The sequence below is a fragment of the Methanopyrus sp. KOL6 genome, assembly GCF_002201915.1.
Taxonomy (GTDB): Archaea; JAADCQ01; Methanopyri; order Methanopyrales; family Methanopyraceae; genus Methanopyrus.
Genome location: NZ_CP019470.1, coordinates 1,244,760 through 1,264,328, shown reverse-complemented (window position 1 = coordinate 1,264,328; position 19,569 = coordinate 1,244,760). Strand labels below are relative to the sequence as shown.

General features: G+C 62.0%; 27 protein-coding genes and 1 pseudogene. 12 read left to right on the top strand and 16 right to left on the bottom strand.

From position 1 onward, the window contains the following. Positions 1-3 precede the first annotated feature (3 nt). Together BW919_RS06880 and purE are read left to right on the top strand one after the other, a co-directional pair. On the top strand, positions 4-546 hold the full coding sequence (locus BW919_RS06880) for a YqaA family protein (protein ID WP_088336272.1): 543 nt from the start codon (positions 4-6) through the stop codon (positions 544-546). A 6-nt stretch (positions 547-552) separates the two neighbouring features. Further along, a complete protein-coding gene (gene purE, locus BW919_RS06875; protein WP_088336271.1) occupies positions 553-1,038 on the top strand; it encodes a 5-(carboxyamino)imidazole ribonucleotide mutase in 486 nt (161 codons plus the stop codon). Here purE and BW919_RS06870 read toward each other — a convergent pair. Then, on the bottom strand, positions 1,019-1,618 hold the full coding sequence (locus BW919_RS06870) for a precorrin-8X methylmutase (RefSeq protein ID WP_088336270.1): 600 nt from the start codon (positions 1,616-1,618) through the stop codon (positions 1,019-1,021). The two genes, purE and BW919_RS06870, sit on opposite strands and share 20 nt — an antisense overlap. Further along, positions 1,615-3,264: a dihydroxy-acid dehydratase gene (gene ilvD / locus BW919_RS06865; protein WP_088336269.1), complete on the bottom strand. Its 1,650-nt coding sequence runs from the start codon at positions 3,262-3,264 to the stop codon at positions 1,615-1,617. Before ilvD ends, BW919_RS06870 begins: the two co-directional genes overlap by 4 nt. A gap of 63 nt (positions 3,265-3,327) precedes the next feature. Here ilvD and BW919_RS06860 point away from each other — a divergent pair, with 63 nt between their 5' ends. Genes BW919_RS06860 through BW919_RS06850 form a run of 3 tightly spaced genes read left to right on the top strand, consistent with a single transcriptional unit; the run spans position 3,328 to position 5,784 of the window. Next, positions 3,328-3,921, top strand: coding sequence for a MarC family protein (locus tag BW919_RS06860; protein ID WP_157666144.1), 594 nt, complete (start codon positions 3,328-3,330; stop codon positions 3,919-3,921). Positions 3,922-3,925: 4 nt separating this feature from the next. Then, positions 3,926-5,092 carry a GTP-binding protein gene (locus BW919_RS06855; protein WP_088336268.1) on the top strand — a complete coding sequence of 389 codons (1,167 nt, stop codon included), beginning with the start codon at positions 3,926-3,928 and terminating at the stop codon, positions 5,090-5,092. 5 nt (positions 5,093-5,097) lie between these two features. Beyond that, positions 5,098-5,784, top strand: coding sequence for an NTP transferase domain-containing protein (locus BW919_RS06850; protein ID WP_157666143.1), 687 nt, complete (start codon positions 5,098-5,100; stop codon positions 5,782-5,784). On the opposite strand, the gene BW919_RS08160 is transcribed toward BW919_RS06850, so the two are convergent. From BW919_RS08160 to BW919_RS06805, 9 genes and pseudogenes are all read right to left on the bottom strand, one after another. Further along, positions 5,781-5,876 carry a hypothetical protein gene (locus BW919_RS08160; protein ID WP_343224398.1) on the bottom strand — a complete coding sequence of 32 codons (96 nt, stop codon included), beginning with the start codon at positions 5,874-5,876 and terminating at the stop codon, positions 5,781-5,783. The two genes, BW919_RS06850 and BW919_RS08160, sit on opposite strands and share 4 nt — an antisense overlap. A 241-nt stretch (positions 5,877-6,117) precedes the next feature. Further along, positions 6,118-7,482: pseudogene (locus tag BW919_RS08005) on the bottom strand (twin-arginine translocase subunit TatC); the annotation flags it as partial. A 137-nt stretch (positions 7,483-7,619) separates the two neighbouring features. Then, positions 7,620-8,153 carry a nickel-dependent hydrogenase large subunit gene (locus tag BW919_RS06835; RefSeq protein ID WP_088336265.1) on the bottom strand — a complete coding sequence of 178 codons (534 nt, stop codon included), beginning with the start codon at positions 8,151-8,153 and terminating at the stop codon, positions 7,620-7,622. Positions 8,154-8,168: 15 nt separating this feature from the next. Beyond that, positions 8,169-8,492 carry a hypothetical protein gene (locus BW919_RS06830; protein ID WP_157666142.1) on the bottom strand — a complete coding sequence of 108 codons (324 nt, stop codon included), beginning with the start codon at positions 8,490-8,492 and terminating at the stop codon, positions 8,169-8,171. Then, on the bottom strand, positions 8,482-9,123 hold the full coding sequence (locus BW919_RS06825) for a hypothetical protein (protein ID WP_088336263.1): 642 nt from the start codon (positions 9,121-9,123) through the stop codon (positions 8,482-8,484). The genes BW919_RS06830 and BW919_RS06825 overlap by 11 nt, the downstream gene beginning before the upstream one ends. A 57-nt stretch (positions 9,124-9,180) precedes the next feature. Further along, a complete protein-coding gene (locus BW919_RS06820) occupies positions 9,181-9,597 on the bottom strand; it encodes a UPF0146 family protein (protein WP_088336262.1) in 417 nt (138 codons plus the stop codon). 92 nt (positions 9,598-9,689) lie between these two features. After that, positions 9,690-10,196: a 3-isopropylmalate dehydratase gene (locus BW919_RS06815; protein ID WP_088336261.1), complete on the bottom strand. Its 507-nt coding sequence runs from the start codon at positions 10,194-10,196 to the stop codon at positions 9,690-9,692. Then, positions 10,180-10,653, bottom strand: coding sequence for a phosphate-starvation-inducible PsiE family protein (locus BW919_RS06810; protein ID WP_157666141.1), 474 nt, complete (start codon positions 10,651-10,653; stop codon positions 10,180-10,182). Before BW919_RS06810 ends, BW919_RS06815 begins: the two co-directional genes overlap by 17 nt. A 5-nt stretch (positions 10,654-10,658) precedes the next feature. Next, positions 10,659-11,867 carry a 3-isopropylmalate dehydratase/homoaconitate hydratase family large subunit gene (locus tag BW919_RS06805; protein ID WP_232452874.1) on the bottom strand — a complete coding sequence of 403 codons (1,209 nt, stop codon included), beginning with the start codon at positions 11,865-11,867 and terminating at the stop codon, positions 10,659-10,661. A 29-nt stretch (positions 11,868-11,896) separates the two neighbouring features. Here BW919_RS06805 and BW919_RS07960 point away from each other — a divergent pair, with 29 nt between their 5' ends. Continuing rightward, on the top strand, positions 11,897-12,463 hold the full coding sequence (locus BW919_RS07960) for a hypothetical protein (RefSeq protein WP_198324683.1): 567 nt from the start codon (positions 11,897-11,899) through the stop codon (positions 12,461-12,463). Here BW919_RS07960 and BW919_RS06800 read toward each other — a convergent pair. From BW919_RS06800 to BW919_RS06785, 4 genes are read right to left on the bottom strand one after another with little or no spacing between them, the layout of a single operon-like run. Further along, positions 12,384-13,577, bottom strand: coding sequence for a homocitrate synthase family protein (locus BW919_RS06800; RefSeq protein ID WP_088336258.1), 1,194 nt, complete (start codon positions 13,575-13,577; stop codon positions 12,384-12,386). The two genes, BW919_RS07960 and BW919_RS06800, sit on opposite strands and share 80 nt — an antisense overlap. Before the next feature lie 4 nt (positions 13,578-13,581). Beyond that, positions 13,582-13,914, bottom strand: coding sequence for a DUF190 domain-containing protein (locus tag BW919_RS06795; protein WP_157666139.1), 333 nt, complete (start codon positions 13,912-13,914; stop codon positions 13,582-13,584). A gap of 2 nt (positions 13,915-13,916) precedes the next feature. Beyond that, positions 13,917-14,306: a fluoride efflux transporter CrcB gene (gene crcB, locus BW919_RS06790; protein ID WP_198324597.1), complete on the bottom strand. Its 390-nt coding sequence runs from the start codon at positions 14,304-14,306 to the stop codon at positions 13,917-13,919. Between the two features lie 8 nt (positions 14,307-14,314). Then, positions 14,315-15,124, bottom strand: a complete 810-nt coding sequence (locus tag BW919_RS06785) for an undecaprenyl-diphosphate phosphatase (RefSeq protein WP_157666138.1) — start codon at positions 15,122-15,124, stop codon at positions 14,315-14,317. 224 nt (positions 15,125-15,348) lie between these two features. On the opposite strand from BW919_RS06785, the gene BW919_RS06780 reads away from it, so the two are divergent. From BW919_RS06780 to BW919_RS06770, 3 genes are all read left to right on the top strand, one after another. Beyond that, entirely contained in the window at positions 15,349-15,621 is a 273-nt protein-coding gene (locus BW919_RS06780; RefSeq protein WP_088336255.1) for an ACT domain-containing protein, read from the top strand. A gap of 5 nt (positions 15,622-15,626) precedes the next feature. Further along, positions 15,627-16,979: a PFL family protein gene (locus tag BW919_RS06775; RefSeq protein ID WP_088336254.1), complete on the top strand. Its 1,353-nt coding sequence runs from the start codon at positions 15,627-15,629 to the stop codon at positions 16,977-16,979. A 68-nt stretch (positions 16,980-17,047) separates the two neighbouring features. Continuing rightward, the gene (locus tag BW919_RS06770; protein ID WP_088336530.1) at positions 17,048-18,055 is read left to right on the top strand and encodes an isocitrate/isopropylmalate dehydrogenase family protein; all 1,008 of its coding nucleotides are present in this window, start codon (positions 17,048-17,050) and stop codon (positions 18,053-18,055) included. Here BW919_RS06770 and BW919_RS06765 read toward each other — a convergent pair. Continuing rightward, entirely contained in the window at positions 18,045-18,476 is a 432-nt protein-coding gene (locus BW919_RS06765) for a hypothetical protein (RefSeq protein ID WP_088336253.1), read from the bottom strand. The two genes, BW919_RS06770 and BW919_RS06765, sit on opposite strands and share 11 nt — an antisense overlap. On the opposite strand from BW919_RS06765, the gene BW919_RS06760 reads away from it, so the two are divergent. From BW919_RS06760 to BW919_RS06750, 3 genes are read left to right on the top strand one after another with little or no spacing between them, the layout of a single operon-like run. After that, positions 18,476-18,799, top strand: coding sequence for a ribonuclease P protein component 1 (locus BW919_RS06760; RefSeq protein WP_088336252.1), 324 nt, complete (start codon positions 18,476-18,478; stop codon positions 18,797-18,799). The two genes, BW919_RS06765 and BW919_RS06760, sit on opposite strands and share 1 nt — an antisense overlap. A 14-nt stretch (positions 18,800-18,813) precedes the next feature. Continuing rightward, positions 18,814-19,146, top strand: coding sequence for a 30S ribosomal protein S17 (locus BW919_RS06755; RefSeq protein WP_088336251.1), 333 nt, complete (start codon positions 18,814-18,816; stop codon positions 19,144-19,146). 19 nt (positions 19,147-19,165) lie between these two features. Then, the gene (locus tag BW919_RS06750; RefSeq protein ID WP_088336250.1) at positions 19,166-19,567 is read left to right on the top strand and encodes a 50S ribosomal protein L14; all 402 of its coding nucleotides are present in this window, start codon (positions 19,166-19,168) and stop codon (positions 19,565-19,567) included. The last annotated feature ends 2 nt before the right edge of the window (positions 19,568-19,569 follow it).

Genomic DNA, 19,569 nt, shown 5'->3' with positions numbered 1-19,569 from the left:
CGGATGTCGATCACGGAGACGCTCGTGGCTTACTTCATGGACTTCGAGCGGGCCATGGGCTTACCAGGGATGCTCGTGATTACCGCTCTGGAGTGCAGCGTGCTCCCTGTCCCGCCAGAACCGTTCGTCTTCCCGTTCGCGATGCGGATGAACCCGTGGGTTCTGGCGACTCTCGTGACTCTCTCCTCGATCGCAGGTAGCCTGCTCGGGTACGCGATCGGTTACTTCGGAGGACGACCGATCGCCGTCAGGATGGTGGGCGAGGCCAACCTGACGAGGGCCGAGTCCAAACTGACCGAGCACAGGTTCTCCGCCTGGGCCGCCGTCTTCCTGGCCGGTCTCCTGCAGTTCGTCCCGTTCAAGCCGTTCACGATCGGCGCCGGCCTGGTGGAGATGGACCTGCGACTGTTTATAACCGCAGTCGTGATGGGTCGTTTCCTACGGTTCTTATTCCTGGGATACGTAGCCCAGTCCGAGACAGTCCGCAACTGGATTTCCTACTATCTGGGGCCAAAGGTCCTGAAGATGCTCATGAGTACGGGGTGACCGGAAATGGTCGACGTTCTGATCGTCCTGGGAAGTAGGAGCGATCGGGACGTTGCTGAGAAGGCCGCTAAGGTTCTCGACCGAGCCGGCATCGATTACGACGTGCGGGTGGCCTCCGCTCACCGGACTCCGGAGCGTATCGACGATCTGATTGAGGAGTACGAGCCCGACGTGAAGGTGTACATCGCGATCGCGGGTCTGGCAGCTCATCTACCTGGTGTGATCGCCGCCAAGACCCTGAAGCCCGTGATCGCTGTGCCGGTGGAGGCGAAACTGGGTGGCCTGGACGCGCTCCTCTCGACCGTGCAGATGCCTCCGGGAGTACCGGTGGCGGTCGTCGGCGTGGATCGTGGGGAGAACGCGGCTCTATTAGCCTTGCAGATCCTGGCGCTGGAGAACGAGGACACCCGGTCCTTCTTGGAGGAATACAGGGAGGAGATGAAGAAGCAAGTGACCAGGGACGACGACACGATCAAAGAGCGTTTCCGGTGACGTAGTCCACCAGGGCGTTGAACGCCGCTACCGCGAGCGGTGTTCCACCGCGGACTGAGACGTTCGTTACTACCGGAACCCCGGTGTCCGCTGCGGCTCGCTTCGTCTCTATCGCACCGATCCCCACCGGGAACAGTACCGATACAGCGATCGACTCCGGGTACTCGGCGACCTTTTCCGCGGCCGTCGGGGCGTTCCCGACGACGACCGCCACGTTCCGGTGGTCCTCCAGGATCCGACGCATGCCATCCCCGGTTACGGTGTCCTCGTGGACCCGCTCGCCGACCTCCGAGGCGATGACGGTTTCCAACCCGATGCGATCTACCGATCGACGGATTCCGGCCGCCACCATGCCCACGTCCACCGCCACTACTTCAGCGGACTCCAAACCCTCCACGACGGCTTCTTCCGAGGGCTCGATCCTCAGGGTCTCCGACACGAACGGATCCCACGTGGCATGAGATATGCGGAGGGAGAGAAGGTCCTCCAAGTTCTCGGGCTCACCGAGCTTCTCGATCCACCGCTCGAGGCTGCGCTCGGCGATCGAACGGCCCCGACTTGTCCGCTCTCCGAGAGTCACCGCAGTACGGCCCCTTCATCGGCTCCGCGGACGAGCTCCCTATACCTCCTCAAGTACCCCGTGACTTCGTCCTCCGGGGGCTCCCACTCCTCCAACCTGGCCTCCAGTTCCTCGTCCTCGACGTCCACCTCGAGCCGTCGCTCCCGCACGTCGAGTCGGACTGTGTCCCCATCCTCCACGACCGCGATCGGTCCGCCCCGGTACGCCTCCGGTGACACGTGCCCCACGCACGGACCTCGCGTACCGCCGGAGAACCTCCCATCCGTCACGAGCGCCACGGAGTCGTCCAGTCCCATCCCGCACAGTGCCGCCGTAGGTGTGAGCATCTCACGCATCCCGGGACCGCCGGCGGGACCTTCGTACCTGATCACGACCACGTCACCCGAGTCGATATCGCCGTTCAATATAGCCTCCGTCGCTTCCTCCTCCGAGTCGAACACCACCGCCGGACCCTCGTGCTCGTACATTTCCTCCGAGAGCGCCGCCGTCTTGATAACCGCTCCCTTCGGAGCGAGGTTCCCGTACAGGACGACGATACCACCTTCCTCATGCACGGGATCCTCCTTCGGCCTGATCACCTCACGATCCTTCACCTCGGCCAGTTCGACCCGTTCCCGCATAGATCGGCCCGCGAAGTCGATCCTGTCCAGGTGCAGGTCGTCCGCCAGTTCCTTCATGACCGCGGGGACGCCACCCGCTTCGTACAAATCCCGCATCGTGTAGGGGCCACCCGGACGCATTGCGCATAAATGCGGCGTCTCCCTACTCAGCTCGTCGAAGTCGTCGAGTGAGAGCTCGACGTCGGCCTCACGCGCGATCGCGAGCAGATGCAGCACGGTGTTAGTACTCCCACCCAGCGCCATATCGACACGGATCGCGTCCAGGAAGGCCTCCCGCGTGAGCACGTCCCGTGCTGTGATCCCTTCCCTGATCGCCTCCACGATCCGCATGCCCGTAAGCTTCGCGACCCGCAGCTTCTCCGCCTCCGTCGCCGGGGTCGCAGCGCAGTTGAACTCAGACATTCCCAGCACCTCGGTCATGCACGCCATCGTGTTCGCCGTGAACATCCCAGCACAGGATCCGGGTCCAGGACACGCGCGCCGCTCCAGCTCCTCGAGTTCTTCCTCCGAGATCTTCCCCTTCTCGTACGCTCCCACTGCCTCGAACGCATCGATCAGGTCGACCCGCTCGCCGTTCACGCGCCCGGGTTCCATCGGGCCTCCGGTCACGACCGCCGCGGGTAGGTCCAGCCGCGCCGCCACCATCAACGCTCCAGGCACCATCTTATCGCACGAGACGATCGCCACGAACCCGTCGAACCGGTGCGCCTCGATCACGGTCTCGATAGTATCGGCCACGAGCTCACGGCTCGGGAGGGAATATTTCATACCTGGAGTGTTCATCGCGATACCGTCGCACAGGGCGATCGTCTCGACCTCGAACGGTACCCCGCCGGCCATGCGGATCCCGGCTTTGACGGCCTCCGCCACCTTGTCCAAGTGCATGTGTCCCGGGACGACCTCCGAGTACGTGTTCACTACTGCGACGAACGGTCGGTCAATCTCCTCGTCAGTGAGTCCGCACGCACGAAGCAGCGCCCGGTGCGGCGTCCGTTCTACGCCCTCCTTGATATCACCACTGCGCAACCGGAGACCCCCGGCCAACCCAGAGGCGCGCAAGTTAAACGCTTATGGCTGGGGTTGAAGGTCTTGGACCCGTACAGCGTGCTCAAGGGTGTAATCGAGCTCTTCGTGGTCGTCGACCCCATCGGGAACGTGCCAGCGCTCCTCGCGGTCACTTCGGAACTCCGACCACGGGATCGCGTACGCGTCGTCCATAGAGCCGTCGCATTCGCCGCCGTGCTCATCCTCGGCTTCGCGGTCGCCGGTAAAGCAACGCTCGATTACCTCGGGATCTCCGTCGAGGCACTCATGATAGCCGGCGGTATCCTCTTACTCCGTGCATCCTTCGGTATGGTCGAGGGAGATCCCACAGGCTTCCGCATAGAACCGGAGTCACGCATCGACGTGGCTTACGTCCCCCTTGGAACGCCCCTCCTCGCGGGTCCCGGCGCAATCGTCACTGTGATCATCATGCTCCACCGTCATGGTCGCCTCGAGACGATGCTGGCCTGCCTTATCGTCATGCTCTTCACCTTGGTGATCTTCCGAGCCGCGGAGCGTCTCGCCCGGTTCCTCGGTCGCTCCGGCATCCGAGTCCTTACGCGCGTCATGGGAGTCCTGCTCGCGGCGATCGGCGTTCAGATGGTCCTCGACGGTGTCAGCGCCTTCGTGCGGGGGTGACTGTGTGCCCGCCAACCTACCCCCCGAGTACCACGAGCTCGAGGAGAAGTACCGGAAGGCCAGCTCCCCTGAGGAGAAGCTTAGGATCACCGAGGAAATGCTCGCAGTCGTCCCCAAGCACAAGGGAACCGAGAACCTTCGTGCCCTACTTAAGCGTAGACTAGCCAAGCTCCGCGAGGAGGTCGAGAAGCGCCGTCAGCAGAAGTCGGGTGGTGGGCCCGATTACAACGTGAAGAAGGAGGGTGCGGCCCAAGTCGTCCTCGTCGGACCCCCCAACGCCGGTAAGTCTACACTCCTCCGCGAGCTCACCAACGCCGACCCCGACACCGCCCCTTATCCTTACACGACCAAGGAGCCCGTGCCCGGTATGATGGAATACAAGGATGTTCAGATACAACTGGTTGAGATCCCGCCGATCTATGAGGGGTTCACCCGCGGTGACGGCTCCAAGTTCGTCGGTGTCATCCGCAACGCCGACGCGCTCTGTCTGATTATAGACCTCACCGAAGACCCCGTGGAACAACTCGAGACGGTACTCCGCGAGCTCGAGTCGGCGGCCATCAAGCTCAACCAGGACCCGCCCGCCGTCACCATCGAGGAACGCGTCACCGGCGGTATCGAGATACGCGGCGAGGATCGCCTCGACTGCGACCCGAACGACGTCAAGGAGCTCCTCCACGATGCCGGGATCCACAGCGCCGTCGTCATCATCGAGGAGGACGGTATCACCCTCGAAGATGTTGCGGACGCCCTCGACAAGCGTATCGAATACAAGCCGGCCCTCCTGGTCGCCAATAAGGGCGACGCGCCGGGCTCGAAGGAATCGTACGAGCGGCTCGTGGAACGCGTCGATGACCTGGAGTTCGATCTCCCCGTCGTCCCCGTCTCCGCCGAGAAGGGCATCAACCTGGACGAGTTCAAGCGTCGCCTCTACGATACGCTCGGCATCATTCGGGTCTACACGAAGAAACCCGGTGGGAAACCGCAGAAGCCGCCAATAGTCCTAACTAAAGGCGCTACGGTCGAGGACGTCGCCCGAGAGATACACTCCGACCTAGCTAAGAACCTCAAGTACGCCCGCGTCTGGGGTAAGTCCGTCAAAAAAGACGGTATGATGGTCGGGCGTGATCACGTCCTGGAGGACGGTGACGTCGTCGAACTCCACGGGTGAGGACCTTGAGGGTCGCCGCGTGTGTGCTCGCGGCCGGACGTTCCACCCGCTTCCGCGAGGCCCTCGAGGAGCGCGGTGAGGAGCCCGTGAGTAAGCTCGTGTACCCAGTCGCCGGTAAGCCCATGGTCGCCTGGGTCGTCGAGCGGGCCTCCAGCGTCGTCGACGAGCTCCTCGTCGGTCTCGGTTACGACGCAGGACTCGTCTGGGACGTCGTCCGGCGGCACGCGACCGTACCCGCACGCCCCGTCCTCAACGACCCCGTCGACGTCCCCATGGCCTGTACTACAGCCAACCTCCTCCGACGCTCCGACGCTGACGTAAGTCTTATCCTGGCCGGCGATCAGCCCACCGTCACGGCCGAGACCATGCGTCGTCTCGCCGAGACCGCCGCCGAACACGGGGCCTCTGTACTCGATCGTGGCGCCCCGGACGAGGAGATCTCCGGCGACGATCTCCTAGGTCACGGGCCGCCGCTCGCCCTCCGGAAGGACGCCGTCCTCGAGTTCCTAGAAACGATTGAAGAACTCGCCGCCGACGTCCGCGGTCCCAACACCCTCAACCTGAACCCGGTTCTCCGGGAGTGCGGTCTGACCTTCCGGGTCGTACCACCCCGGGACGACGCCGAACTCCTGAACGTCAACACCCCGGACGAGCTCCCCGAGGTGGAACGCGTACTTCTTAGGTCCGATTAGTCATCCCGCTTCTCCTTTCGACGCTCCTCAGCCTCCAACTCCCACTCGACGCGCCGCTGCGCTCGCCTGTACTCCCCTACCGCCTCCCCTATCGCACGTGCCAGTTCTGGAAGCTTCTTCGGGCCGAACCAGGAGCAATATCACCGCCAGGATCAACGGCAGTTCCGAGGTACCCAGCCCTCCTATCATCCTCTTTTCACCCCATTTTTCGCGGTTAGCACCCCTACCTCGTAGAGGAGCAGTACTGGGACCGATACCAGCACTTGCGTACACGGGGTAGGGTCTGGGGTGACTACGCCTGCTATCGTCAGTACCGCCACACACCTCTTTCCTGCGCCTCTTGAGCGTCTCGGGATCTATCAGCCCGGAGCGTGCGGCTAAGTAAGTTATCAATGGAAGCTGAAACACGATTCCCATGATGAAGATCACGGTTACCACGAAGGATACGAACTCTTCAAGCGATGTGAAGGGTTCGGCACCTACTCCGGGAGCAAACGAGTACAACACCCTTATAGAGACCTTCAACACTATGTATGAAAAAGTTGCCCCGATGAGAAAGAGTAGGTACGAACAGGGCAACATATACCGTACCACACAGGCTTCCTCTTTGTAGAGTGCCGGCCTGATGTACCGGTACCCTTCGTAGATAAGGTATGGTAGGGTAACTAATAACCCTACGAGGAGCGATAACTCCAGCCGAGCCCACAGTGGCTCTATAGGTCCCGTAACTATGACCCTAACCGTGTTGGGTACGAGCTCATGGACGGCCCGGCGCAGCATCTCGTCGGAGTACGGGAAAGCCACGCTCGATGCGAGCGCCACGGCCACCAACGACCTCAGAACTCTCTTCCTTAGTTCCTCCACGTGGTACCTCAACGGGGGGCTCCGGGAGTTCGTCCACCCCCTCTTCACCACCTTCACGATTGTGTGGGACGCACAGGAGTTGCACGGGTTGAAGCTCCGAGCCGCCCTACACGCATCCCCGAGCAGCAGGCGCTCGGATTCGGACACCTGACGCTTCACGGCCGCCAGTTTCTCGTCGATGTACACTCTTTCCCCGACCATGGACTCCTCGATCGGCGCGTGGTTGAGGTTTGTCGGCGTGATTATCTCGTAACCTACCACCTTGCCGTCCGACCCGATGGACACCTTGTGGATCAGGGTTCCCCTCGGAGCCTCGATGACACCGGTGCCAAAGCACCCGGAGCGGCGCGAGGGATCCTTGTACGTGGAGCCCGTGGTTGGGAGGTCGTCTATCCAGTGCAAGGCCAGACGCGTCAGGAGCAACGCCTCCAGTATTCTCGCCATATTCCTGTTACGGGCACACGGTTTCAAGAGTCCCCACACTTCCACGTCAAGCTTCTCACTCCAAGAGTCCAGGAACCACCTGACGTTTTCATCCCCAGCTTTGTAAGCTACCGCTAACCTGGCTAACGGTCCCGCCTCGCACGCGTACTTGGTACCGTTCCACTCGTAATACCCGACTTCGGAGTAGGAGTAGCATCGCTCGTTCAGGTTCGACCCACGAGCCAGCTTTATTTTACCCACCCTATCGTGGTAGAACGGCACCAGTCGGGCACGCTCCACGCTCCCCTGGTCCTTGGTGTCGGCTATCAGTACACCTCCGGACGTCGCAAGGTACGGGTGGACGTATCCTGAGGTTAGACCGGAATAGAACGGAGTACCCGAGCTGATCATGTGAGCGGGACGATCGCCGACGTCGTCCGGCAGATACGCGCTCAGGTACTTCCAGAAGGTCGGTATTACCGACTCGAGGAAGGACTGCATCGACTCCAACCTGCTCCTCACGGTCGAGTATAGGCTCGACAGCTTCTCTACGTCTCCCGTGTAGCCACCCACGCACACGGAGGCGGGATGCACCGGCTTACCCGTAAGACCGCCACCAACGCCTGCGCGTCGCCGTGATACTTCACGAATTGGTCGTAGAAGTCGTCGACCACGGTGTCGGGTAGGAAGTCCCTCGAGATCAGTAGCGACCACAGTAGATGGTCTTGAATTGTGTGAATTGCGCATAGGAACCTCCTAACCTTCCAGGCGGCGGTAGGGAGGACCGTGTCGTATGCGTCCTCGACAGCCTGAACGGAGGCTAAACAATGGGCTAAGGAACATGGACCACAGACGCGGGAGACGAGCTTCGGAACGTCCTCCGGCTCCTTCCCTTTCGCGATTTCCTGGATCCCACGGAGGTCGGTGACCACGTACTTCGGGTACCTGCCTTCAGGATCGAAGTGATTCAGCTTCCCGTCCCGCTCGATGTTCCTCCCGACTACCACACCGTTCTCCTCCAGCAGTAGGAGTTCACAGTGATGCTCGACCCGTGTCAGTGGGCGCACTTCCACTTTACCCACCCGTTATTCCCCCAATCATTGGAGCAAGTTCCTGAAGAACTCGGCAATACTATGGTAAGCCGGGATACCGACGAACGGTACGGGGATGGTAGAGGGACCCTTCTCCGTTGTGGTCACGGGCTTCGACGGCACTCGGGCCAGGTACTCGTAGAACGGCAGCTTAGGGAACTGATCCGAGTAACACCCGATGCACAGGTCGCCCGTCGCCGTGCACGGTGAAACACCGGCGGTGCTTTTCGAGGCCGCGCAGTTTGGGGTTTCAGCCCCTTTGCAGCCGATAGCTCCCCTACATCCGGGTTCGGCTAAGGTGTTCGCAATCTTCCTCGTCCTACGCCACACACGTCCTACATACGGTCTTGAACCCCGGTTCGGAGCGACTACCTCCCAGCTCCGTCGAAGATGGTGACTCACCGATGGCTCCGCCGGTCATGGCGTACCAGATGTGCTCAGGCCTGGGAGGGCACCCCGGCACATACTCGCCCACCACAACCGCGTCGGATACAGGTCTCAACCCGTACGGACTCAGACGGTTCACTCCGGCCGTCCACGCGCAGTTACCCACCGCTATCACCGTATTGGAGATTTCACGTGCGTGTTCCACAACTGTCTCGAAATCGTGGATTGTGGGCCCTATACTTCCCGTGATCAGCGTAACGTCTACACTGCTCAGTCGGAGAAAATCATCCAATGACCGATCTGTGAAACTGGGATAGTAGATCAATGAGCGCCTGAGAGTTCCGAACACAGGATCTGCGTTGGCGAGCGCCTTGAGATCAATACCGATCTCGATCAACGTCGTAGTACAACCTCCACACGACCCTCCGAAAACCATGGCCACGGACCTCGGGACGGATTTAATCAGCGCCCGAACAGGTTCTTCCGACACCAGGACGGACAACACGCCTGTGAACGCAAGCTTCAAGAACGTCCTCCTGTCGACGGGAGTTTCCAGGAGATCATCGAAACTCACTGAGCACTCCCAGAAAATGGCGGAACTCGCCTCCGCGCCGCCCCTCCACCGGGCCGTTCAAGGCTTTTTCGGTTTTTCTCGAAAGTGTGAAAATCGAACACAGTGTAGAAGCCAACCTCCGACCCGTACTAACGGTTCCGGCAACTCGTACCGTTCCTCCTCCCTCATCTTCAGTGCGACCGTCGGGTACCGCTCGATCAGTCCCACCGCCAGTTCCACCGGCGGTCGCACGGCGTACACCAGATCAGGACGTAGTGTCCGCAGTATCCATCTTGACTCCTTGATAGCGTCCACGTTGACCGAAGGTATTCCTTCATTCAACGCCCGTCGGACGTGCTGTATATCGATCTCTACCCCACACGCGTCAATTCCGAGCTTCATCAGTTCCTTGAGGTATCGGAGGTTCCTCCCGTGACCCACCTCCACCACGCGTCGTGCGCGCAACCAACCTACGATTTTCAGAAGACTCCTCATTCCCAAGCCCCGAACGTTCCGGTCATCGTAACATTCCCGTGGGCGACGGGCTAAGGAACGCCGACGATTTCCGATCCGTACGCTAGTACGAGTCAGTCCCTCCAGGGCGGCTTATCCGGATTCCTTCTGGCCATCTCCAATAAACCCCCCTGTTCCCAGGCTCGTAGCGCGAACTTGGGGGGCTCGCGCAGCGGTACCTCCTCCGACCCGACCCGGAGAACCAGCTCGTCCAAGTCTACGGTGACTCGGTCGCCATCCTCCACCACCTCGGTAGGATCCTTCTCGGCCTCGACTGTGGGTAGCCCGCGGTTGATCGCGTTCCGGTAGAAGATACGGGCGAAGGACCTAGCTACCACACAGGCGACCCCAGCCTGCTGGAGGGCCATGACGGCCTGTTCGCGGGAGGAACCGCAGCCGAAGTTCTTCCCGGCCACGATCACGTCGCCCTCACGGACCTTCTCAGGAAACTCCGGGTCAACACCGGTCATGGCGTAGCGGCCGAGCTCATCGTAAGAGACCCTCCTCAGGTAACGTCCGGGGATAATCTGATCGGTGTCGACGTCGTCTCCGAACACGTGTCCCCTACCGCTCCACTTCACGCTCTTGCCCCCGTATTTCCTTGAAATGAGCTTCGAAGTAGTCTGGTGAGTACTTGAGTACGACGACGCGTGACACGACGAGTACTGTCAACATAACGGTCACCGAGAGCAGCTCAACAGGCTGTATGACTCCTTGGTAGTATTTCAGGAACGTCTCCCGAAGTATCATGATGATGGTGATATCCACGACGTACCGCAGCGGCACGCGTCGGTGGCTGAGAGTTTCGAGTACGCTCTGATAGACTTCAAGGAGTAGAAGCACATCGAACACACACTCCACGATAAGGCCGAAGGTCATACGGAAACGGACTTGATAAGGGTTGGTGAGGAACGTCCTTACGATGTCGTATACACCTATACTGAAGATGAAGAGAGTGATGACGAGGATCAGAATCATTACGATATGTACCGTAGCGTCGAGGAATCTGTACGCTAGCCGGTTCAGCCGTTCGCTCAAGACGCTCATCTCAGGATGTCTTTGGGGTCTACCAGCTCGCCCTCTGCCGCTGCGACTGCGGCCGTCACGGGACTCGCTAGGTATATCTCGGCCCCCCGGGATCCCATCCTACCAGGGAAGTTCCGGTTCGCCGTGGAGACGCAAATGTCGTCGTCTCCGAGCACTCCGAGGTGTTCACCTAAGCAGGGCCCGCAGCCGGGTGGGGCGATCGTGACGCCCATACGGATCAGTTTCAGGGTTATCCCAGTCTCCGTCATGCGCTCGAACACTCGGCGAGACGCCGGTACGACTACAATCCGCACATTGGGGTGGGGACCGTCGAGTTCCTCCAGGATCTCGGTGAAGATCTTCACGTCTCTGTAGCGACCGTTGGTGCAGGATCCCACGAACACCCTGGTCACCTCCACACCTTGAACGTCGCCCACGGGTCGCACGTCATCGACTCGGTATGGGACCGAGACCACTGGCTCGACCTCGGAGGCGTCCAGCTCGATCACCTCGTCCGCGTCCCCAGGTCGGAGTTCCTCGGGACCCATTTCCGGTGGTACGTACGCGGACTTCGCCCCGGCCTCCGTGGCCAGGTTACACAGGCACATACGGTCGCTGAGCGGCATGCGCTCTGGGAACCCCGTGTACTCGAGGACCGCGTAGTCCGCGTACCCTGCACCCAACTCGCCGACCACTGTCAGGGCCAGGTCCTTGGCGGTGGTGGGTTCCCTCAATTCGCCCTCGACGTGCACTCGCACGGTCCTTGGGACCCTAATCCAGAGCTCGCCGTAGAGGAGGGCGAAGGCCATGTCCGTGCCTCCGAACCCGAACGCGAGAGCGGAAACGGCTCCCGCGGTCGGGGTATGAGAGTCACCGCCGAAAATCACCCTACCGGGCCCAGCGTACCCCTCCTCGACGAGCACCTGATGGCATACACCCTCGTCCACGTGGACGTGCTCGATCCCATGGCGTCGGGCGAACTCGAGGAGCTCGTTCTGGCGGTTCGCCGCCTCCACCGAGCTGGGAGGTACTGAGTGATCGAAGATTAGAACGACTTTCTCCGGACTCTCGACGCGTTCCACACCGAGCTCTCGCAGCGTCCTGAGGGCGGTCGCACCGGACCCGTCGTGCAACATGATCACGTCGGGTTCCACGTATACGGTCTCGCCGGCTTCGACGTGTTCTCCGACCCTCTCCGAGAGGATCCTCTCCGCGACGGACGCCACGTCCGCCCCCCCTTCGGGGGTAGGCTGGGTTGATAGTGATACGATCTCGGCAGGAGGATTGCAGGAAGCTCCTCCGTCGGGCGTTGTGCGAGGTGGTACTGCGGGAAGTCGGTCGCCCGGCCTTCGCATGTCCTATCGGGGGACCTCCTTACTGTCATCCGCGAGACGTCGGTAAGTACCGGCCGCGGGGCTACCTCTCGATGTGGGACCTAGAGGCGGCTGGCAGGATCCTTGAGTCGGGTCGCCGTTATCTGTACGAAGAAGACCTTTACGTGACATGTCTAGTGTGCCACCTCCTCGGACCGGTGGGTAGGTGCGCGCTGCCGATGGAACCGTTGGAGAGGTCGGGACGGCGCGTCTCGGGGTTACGGATAGCGCCCACCGGAGACGACAGACAGGACGGGCTGGTGAAACTTGCCCTGAGATGGCTCGCCGCGAACCCTTCGGCGTCGATCGAGGGGTCCTGGCCCGATAAGGCGGACGCGTTCCTGGAGTACGCGGAGGAGGCCCGGGGACTCATCGATTACCTGGATCGTCTCGGTCACCTCTCGATCCCAGCACGTTCCGGACGACCTCCTCGAGCTTGGAGTCGGTGACCCTGACCCGCCGGTCCCCGAGAGCTTTGATCCTCCTGAGGACCTCCTCGACGATCTCCTCCTCCGGTTCCACACCCAGCTCCTCCAACTTCGCGACCACCGCCTTACGTCCGGTGTGCTTACCGAGGACGATCTTCCGGTCCATACCAACCTCGTTGGGATCCATAGGTTCGTAAGTGCGCGGCTCCTCCAGGACCGCAGCCACGTGGATCCCGGACTCGTGCCTGAAGGCGTTCTCGCCCACGACGGCTTTGTTCGGGGGCACGTCGATACCGGAGTACTCCGAGACCTTCCTCGAGAGTTCCGCAAGTACCTCGGTGTTGAACCCCGGGTCGATCCCGTACAGCTTCTTGAGTGCCATGATCACCTCTTCGAGGGCCGCGTTGCCCGCGCGCTCACCGATCCCGTTCACGGTGGTGGAGATCGCCTGTGCCCCCACCTCGACGGCGGCCAACGAGTTGGCCACGGCCATACCGAAGTCGTCGTGGCAGTGCACGCCGATGGGTAGGTTCACGATCTCGCGGATCTTCGTCACGAAAAGGCGCATCGCCGCCGGGATCATGACGCCGACGGTGTCCGTCGCGTGGACGCGGTCCGCCCCGCACTCTTCCGCAGTCCGGTACACTCTCTTCAGGAACTCGAACTCCGTCCTTGTCCCGTCCTCCGCGGAGAACGCCACCCACAGTCCGTGGTCCTTCGCGTACTCGACCGTGTCGGCGATCCGCTCGAGCACCTCCTCCCTCGACATCCGGAGCTTGTACTTCAGGTGCAGCTCGGAGGTCGCGATGAAGGTGATGACACCATCCACATCGCAATCCAGCGCCGCGTCCACGTCACCCCGTAGCGTCCTAGCCAGGCACAGTACGTCTGCGTCCAATCCCTCGGAAGCTACCATGCGCACGGCGCCCCACTCACCCTCGGACACCACCGGGAACCCGGCCTCGATCTGCTGCACACCCAGTTCGTCCAGTAGGTGTGCGATCTCCAGCTTCTGCTCGGGCGTGAAGCTGACACCCGGAGTCTGCTCACCATCCCTCAGCGTCGTGTCGTAGATTATAACCTCGTCCGGCAGGTTCATCTCCCTCACGGCCTCGCGTACGTACGGACTCTGCACGTGCTCACCCCTCCAGGTCGTACGCGACCTCTAACCGCTCCAGGGTTACGACGCCCACGTCGAGACGCTCTTTGAGGAGCTCCAGAAGGCGCTCGACTTTCTCCAGACTGTCCACCACCTCGACGACCACGGGCAGGTTCATCGACGTCCTGAGGATACGCGCCTCTGAGCGCCCGCGACGGCCGCAGCCCGCGAAGCAGCGGTATGCGGTGGCTCCTCTCAGTCCGAGCTCGCGTACGCGTTCGAGGATCCAGTCTACCGCAGGCACTCCATCGACTCTGTCCCCCTCGAGCAGGTACACCTTCAGTCTCACCGGCTCCTCGATCTCCCTGACCAACCTCACGCCCTCCCCGACCATACCACGTGTGCCGCCGCCATACCACCGATCATGGCTGCGATCCCGAACACGATGTTAGCTGTTAAGTAGAGAATGGAGAGTACCGGCGAGGCTTTTAGCAGCTCCACGGTCTCGTACGCCATCGTGCTCAGCGTGGTGAGGCTCCCGCAAAACCCCACCATCGCGAGCGCTCGGATTTTGGGGGAGAGCGAGCCGAACATCATCAACCAGGCTAGGAATCCGAAGATGAACGACCCGAGGGTATTCACGAGGACCGTCCCCACAGGGAACCCACGCACCTGCGGCACAAGACCTGACAGCAAGTAGCGACAGACAGCTCCCAACGCGCCTCCGACCGCCACGGCGGCCAACTCCCGGACCCAGATTTTCATCACCCCTCTCAGATCATCTTGGCCGCTAGCGGCACTAGGAGCGCGATTCCACCCAATAGCAGGCACACCTTCGAGAAGTCGAGACGCCTCGCCACCCGCAGCAGCGCCTCCATACAGATCAAGCTCACGACGAAGGACACCATTATCGCCGTCACCATCCACGTCGTGCCCATCTTCGTGGCCGCGCTCAGCCCCTCCTTAAACTCCAGAGCCGTCGCGCCTAACATCGCCGGACCGGCAAGGTAGAACGACAACCATACTGCCTCTCTACCGTCGAACTTACGCCAGAGCAGGAGCGCCATCGTCGTACCTGATCGGCTGATCCCGGGGATCACCGAAAACCCCTGCCCCAAGCCTACGGTGATGGCGTCCACGACGTTGACATCTCTGCGGTCCCTCAGTCCTTCTGGCGATATCCGAAGGAGGAGTCCCGTGACGATCAGGGCCCCTCCGATAGCCATCTGGACCGCGTCTCCCGTGGCGGCCGAGAAGATACCCTTCAACGCCTTGTAGACGGGAAGCCCGACGACGGCCGTACAAACCGTGGCGACGATCAAGAACAGTCCCGGTCGCCGCCACGGTCCGCCCGTCAGTAGGTCCTTCACCGTCATCCAGTACGGGACTCCGAACCGTAACAGCACGGCGAGCAATGTGCCGGCGTGGAGCCAGAGCGCCAGGTCCATCGCGGTCGAGGGTGGGATACCTAGTACTTTCATCATCGTCATTGTCGCCTGACCTTCGCTGCTGATCGGTAACCATTCCGTGATACCCTGCACCACGCCGGCCAGGACGGCGGTCAATAACTCGATCTCCCGCACCCCCTCCACCACCAAGACTGCCCGAAGTTAAATCTCTGTTCGGAATTCGGAGTCGGAAGGCAATTACCGGTATCTGACGTCGCGGGTCGGGTGCCTCCACGAGCTGTCGGAAGACCCGGCTCCGTAGTTCGACGTCGAAGCGGCGTCCGCACTCCGTCCCGGTCCTCGGGCCCTTCGAGGAAAACCTTTCTGACGGTCGCGATCACGCTCCTGGGGGCATCGAGTTGACCCGCGCGGTGGTGACCGTGATCGGTGCGGACCGACCAGGTATCGTAGCCGGGATCTCGAGCGTTCTTGCCGAACACAACGCGAACATCGAGGACATCTCCCAGACGGTACTACGTGACCTGTTCGCGATGGTCATGCTCGTCGACCTCTCAGAGGCCGACGTGAGTGTGGGTGAGCTGAGGAAGGAGCTTCAAAAGGCCGGCGAAGAGCTCGGTGTCGACGTGATCGTTCAGCATGAGGACGTGTACCGCGCGATGCACCGGGTGTAGGCCTCATGTCCAGTCTGGACGTGGAGGAGGTCATCGAGACTATCGAGATGATCCGGATGAGGAACCTCGATGTCCGAGCGGTGACACTTGGGATCAACCTCCTGGACTGCGCCCACCCGGATCCGGAAGAGCTGGCGCGGGGTGTTCGCGAGAAGATCGCCGAGGTCGCCGGTGACCTCGTGGAGGTCGTAGAGGAGGTGGAGGACGAGCTTGGAGTGCCTGTGGTGAACAAGCGAATCGCCGTCACACCATGCTCACTCGTGGCCGCGTCTGCCATCCGGAAAGAGGGGCGTGAGGCCGTCCTGACCATCGCGGAGGCGTTGGACGAGGCGGCGGAGGAGGTTGGTGTCGACTACCTCGGTGGGTACACGGCGCTCGTTTACGACGGGTTCACGGAGGCTGACGAGGCCGTACTGGACACTATCCCGGAAGCCATCGAGGAGACGGAGCGGCTCTGCGCGTCGGTCGTGGTCGCGGACGAGCGCTACGGGATTAACATGGACGCGGTGTACAGGACCGCGGAGGCCGTCAAGGAGACCGCGGAACGCACCGAGGGGCACGGTTGTGCCAGACTCGTGGCGCTGACCAACGCTCCTGAGAACACGCCGTTCATGGCCGGAGCATTCCACGGGGTCGGACAACCCGAGGCGTGCGTCAACGTGGGGATCTCGGGACCGGGCGTCGTCCGAGCAGTCGTCGAGGAGTTGAAGGACGCCGACTTCCGGACGCTACACGACGAGATCAAGCGGACAGCGTTCAAGATCACCCGAGTGGGCGAGTTGGTGGGCCATCGGGTGGCGGAGCGATTAGGGGTGGAGTTCGGGGCCGTGGACCTGTCGCTGGCCCCGACTCCAGAGGACGGCGACAGTGTCGCGGAGATCCTGGAGAGGATTGGCCTAGAATCGTGCGGTTGTCCCGGAAGCACGGCCGCGCTGTACCTGCTGATGGACGCGATCAAGAAGGGTGGAGCGGCCGCGACCTCGAGACACGGCGGTTACAGCGAGGCGTTCATCCCGGTGAGCGAGGACGCGGGGATGGCCCGAGCGGCGGAGGAAGTCCTCACCCTCGAGAAGCTCGAGGCCATGACCGCGGTGTGCTCCGTTGGAATCGACATGGTTGTCGTGCCCGGAGACACCCCGGTCGAGACCATCGCGGGTATCATCGCTGACGAGGCGGCGATCGGCGTGGCTACGGGCAAGCCGACGGCGGTCAGGATCATCCCAGCGCCGGGCAAGGAGCCCGGGGACGAGTTCGAGATGGGCGGACTACTCGGCAGGGCCCCGGTCATGGACGTATCGGACTACCGACCGACCATGTTCCGCAGGGACGGTCGGATACCGCCCAAGTTCCCGCGATGATGGCCGATGACGAGGCCGGCTCTGCGAGATCGGTGACGAGGGTTGGCCTTTCCGAGGCCCGACGGGGGGTGAACGCGTCGCCGACCGTCGTGGTCATTCCAGGGGACGGGATCGGACCGGAGGTCATCGACGCGGCCCTGAAAGTCGTTAGGGCGGTCCTGGGCGACGAATTGGAGATCGTGGAGGAACAGGCCGGGTACTCGCTGTGGAAGAAACGAGGGATCACGATCGAGGACGAGACGGTCGAACGCTGCCGCGAGGCGGACGCCGTTCTCTTCGGCGCGTGCACGACACCGGAGGATCCGGAAGCCGAGAGCCCCATCGTGACGCTGCGGAAGGAGCTCGAGCTATACGCCAACGTCCGCCCGGCCCGTTCCTGGCCCGTACCGAGACCGGTCGACACGGAGTTCGATCTAGTGATCGTCAGGGAGAACACCGAGGGCCTCTACACCGGGTGTGAGTGCGAGGTACACGACGGTGTCACCGTAGCCCTACGTAAGATCTCCGAGGAAGGTACATGTAGGGTCGCCGAGATCGCCTGCGACTTAGCCGAGGAACGCTCCGGTCGCGTGACCATAGTTCACAAAGCCAACGTGCTGAAGCTCACGTGCGGGACGTTCAAGCGCGTCGCGGCGGAAACCGTGGAGCGCCGCGGTCTGGAGTGGGACGACGAGTACGTGGACGCGGCGGCTTATAAGTTGGTGCGTGAGCCGAACCGCTTCGACGTGATCCTCACCTCCAACCTGTTCGGGGATATCCTCTCCGACCTGGCTGCGGGCCTGATGGGGAGCCTCGGCCTAGCGCCCAGCGCGAACCTAGGGAACGACGCGGCCCTCTTCGAGCCCGTACACGGATCGGCACCCGACATCGCAGGCAAGGGGATCGCGAACCCGGTAGCTGCGATCCTCTCGGCCGCCATGATGCTGGATTACCTCGGTTATGGGGAGGAAGCCCGTGCCATCGAGCGTGCTGTTGAGGAAGTACTGCGTGAGGGCGTGAGGACCCCAGATCTCGGAGGTTCCGAGACCACGGAGGGGATGGCCGAGGCGATCGCGAAGCGCGTGGCTACCGAGTGAGTGGAGAGCGTAGGGAAACCGGCTCGTACCTAGGATCGCCTCCGAGCTCCACGAGGGCCGCCTCGGGTAGTCCCTTAACCCTGCGTGCGAACTCCCTGCTGCGCCCCTCGATCAGCAGCTCGGCCAGCTCCGAGGCGAGCTCGATTTTGTCCCGGAAGCAGCACCTCTCGGTCTCGGCCACGGCCGGGTCGTTGAATGTGATCATCACGGGTTCTTCCCCACCGAGCTTCCTGCCGGCCTCTCCGGATCGTACATCCAGGTACGTCGGGTCCTCCGTGAGCTTCAACACCCGGGAGTCCGCGTCGTACCTGACGCTGTCCCCGGAAACCGGCTCCAGCTTCCTCGCGCTCTCCATCGCGAGCCTCAGGAGGTCCCGACATGTCGCGGACCGGAAGACCTTAACCTCGGGGATTCCGGACATTGCCGATCACCCCACGCAACATCGTCCGACACGAGCTCATCGGCCTGAAGTGCCGAGTGGTGAAGTCGCTAGGACCTCCGTACGAGGGCTTGGAAGGCAAGATCGTGGACGAAACGAAGAACACCCTGGTATTGAAGACGGAGTCCGGTGAAAAGGTTATAGTGAAAGATCGGGTGCTGCTCGAGTTCAAGCTTCCGTCGGGCGAGAGGGTACGCGTTGACGGTGCCCTGCTCGTAGGTCGTCCGGAGGAAAGGCTTTCTAAGCGGATCAAATACGCGGAGATCGTGCGCGGTAGGTTCGATCCTGAGGACTACCTGGATTGACGGGGGAGTATCGAATGGCGAAAGACATCGGGCTCGGTGTCAAGCCACCGCGGAGGGAGTGTGATGATCCGAACTGCCCGTTCCACGGTAACCTGAGGGTCCGTGGGATGGTCCTCGAGGGTGTCGTAGTGAGCGACCGAATGGACAAGACGGTGATCGTGGAGCGCGAGTACTACCGGTACGATCGGAAGTACGAGCGTTGGGAGCGTAGACGCTCCAGGATCCCGGCCCACAACCCTCCCTGCATAGACGCCCGGGAAGGTGACAAGGTCCGGATCGCGGAGTGCCGTCCCTTGAGCAAGACTAAGAGTTTCGTCGTGATCGAGGTCCTCGAACGTACACAGTAGAGTTTAGGGGTGAGCCGCCGTGAAGGCGATCAAGGCGAAATCCTCGCGTGCCGCGCTACCCGTGGGCGCACGACTGACCTGCGCGGACAACACTGGCGCCAGGGAGCTCCAGATCATCGCCGTGAAGGGTTACAAGGGTGTCCGTAGGAGGCTACCGAACGCCGGGATCGGCGACATGGTAGTGTGCTCGGTGAAGGAAGGTACTCCGGACATGCGGAAGGAGGTCGTGAACGCCGTCATCGTACGTCAGCGCAAGGAGTACCGTCGTCCCGACGGAACTCGAGTGAAGTTCGAGGATAACGCGGCCGTCATCGTGACGCCGGACGGCGCCCCGCGAGGCTCCGAGATCAGGGGCCCCGTGGCCAAGGAGGCCGCGGAGCGCTGGCCCAGGATCGGTAGCATCGCGAGCATCATAGTTTAGGG

Excerpts from the sequence above, each read along its gene's own strand:
- BW919_RS06880 (WP_088336272.1), top strand. The coding sequence starts at position 4 with ATGTCGATCACGGAGACGCTCGTGGCTTACTTCATGGACTTCGAGCGG.
- purE (WP_088336271.1), top strand. The coding sequence starts at position 553 with ATGGTCGACGTTCTGATCGTCCTGGGAAGTAGGAGCGATCGGGACGTT.
- BW919_RS06820 (WP_088336262.1), bottom strand. The coding sequence starts at position 9,597 with ATGAGGAGTCTTCTGAAAATCGTAGGTTGGTTGCGCGCACGACGCGTG.
- crcB (WP_198324597.1), bottom strand. The coding sequence starts at position 14,306 with ATGAAAATCTGGGTCCGGGAGTTGGCCGCCGTGGCGGTCGGAGGCGCG.
- BW919_RS06775 (WP_088336254.1), top strand. The coding sequence starts at position 15,627 with ATGTCCAGTCTGGACGTGGAGGAGGTCATCGAGACTATCGAGATGATC.
- BW919_RS06765 (WP_088336253.1), bottom strand. The coding sequence starts at position 18,476 with ATGTCCGGAATCCCCGAGGTTAAGGTCTTCCGGTCCGCGACATGTCGG.
- BW919_RS06755 (WP_088336251.1), top strand. The coding sequence starts at position 18,814 with ATGGCGAAAGACATCGGGCTCGGTGTCAAGCCACCGCGGAGGGAGTGT.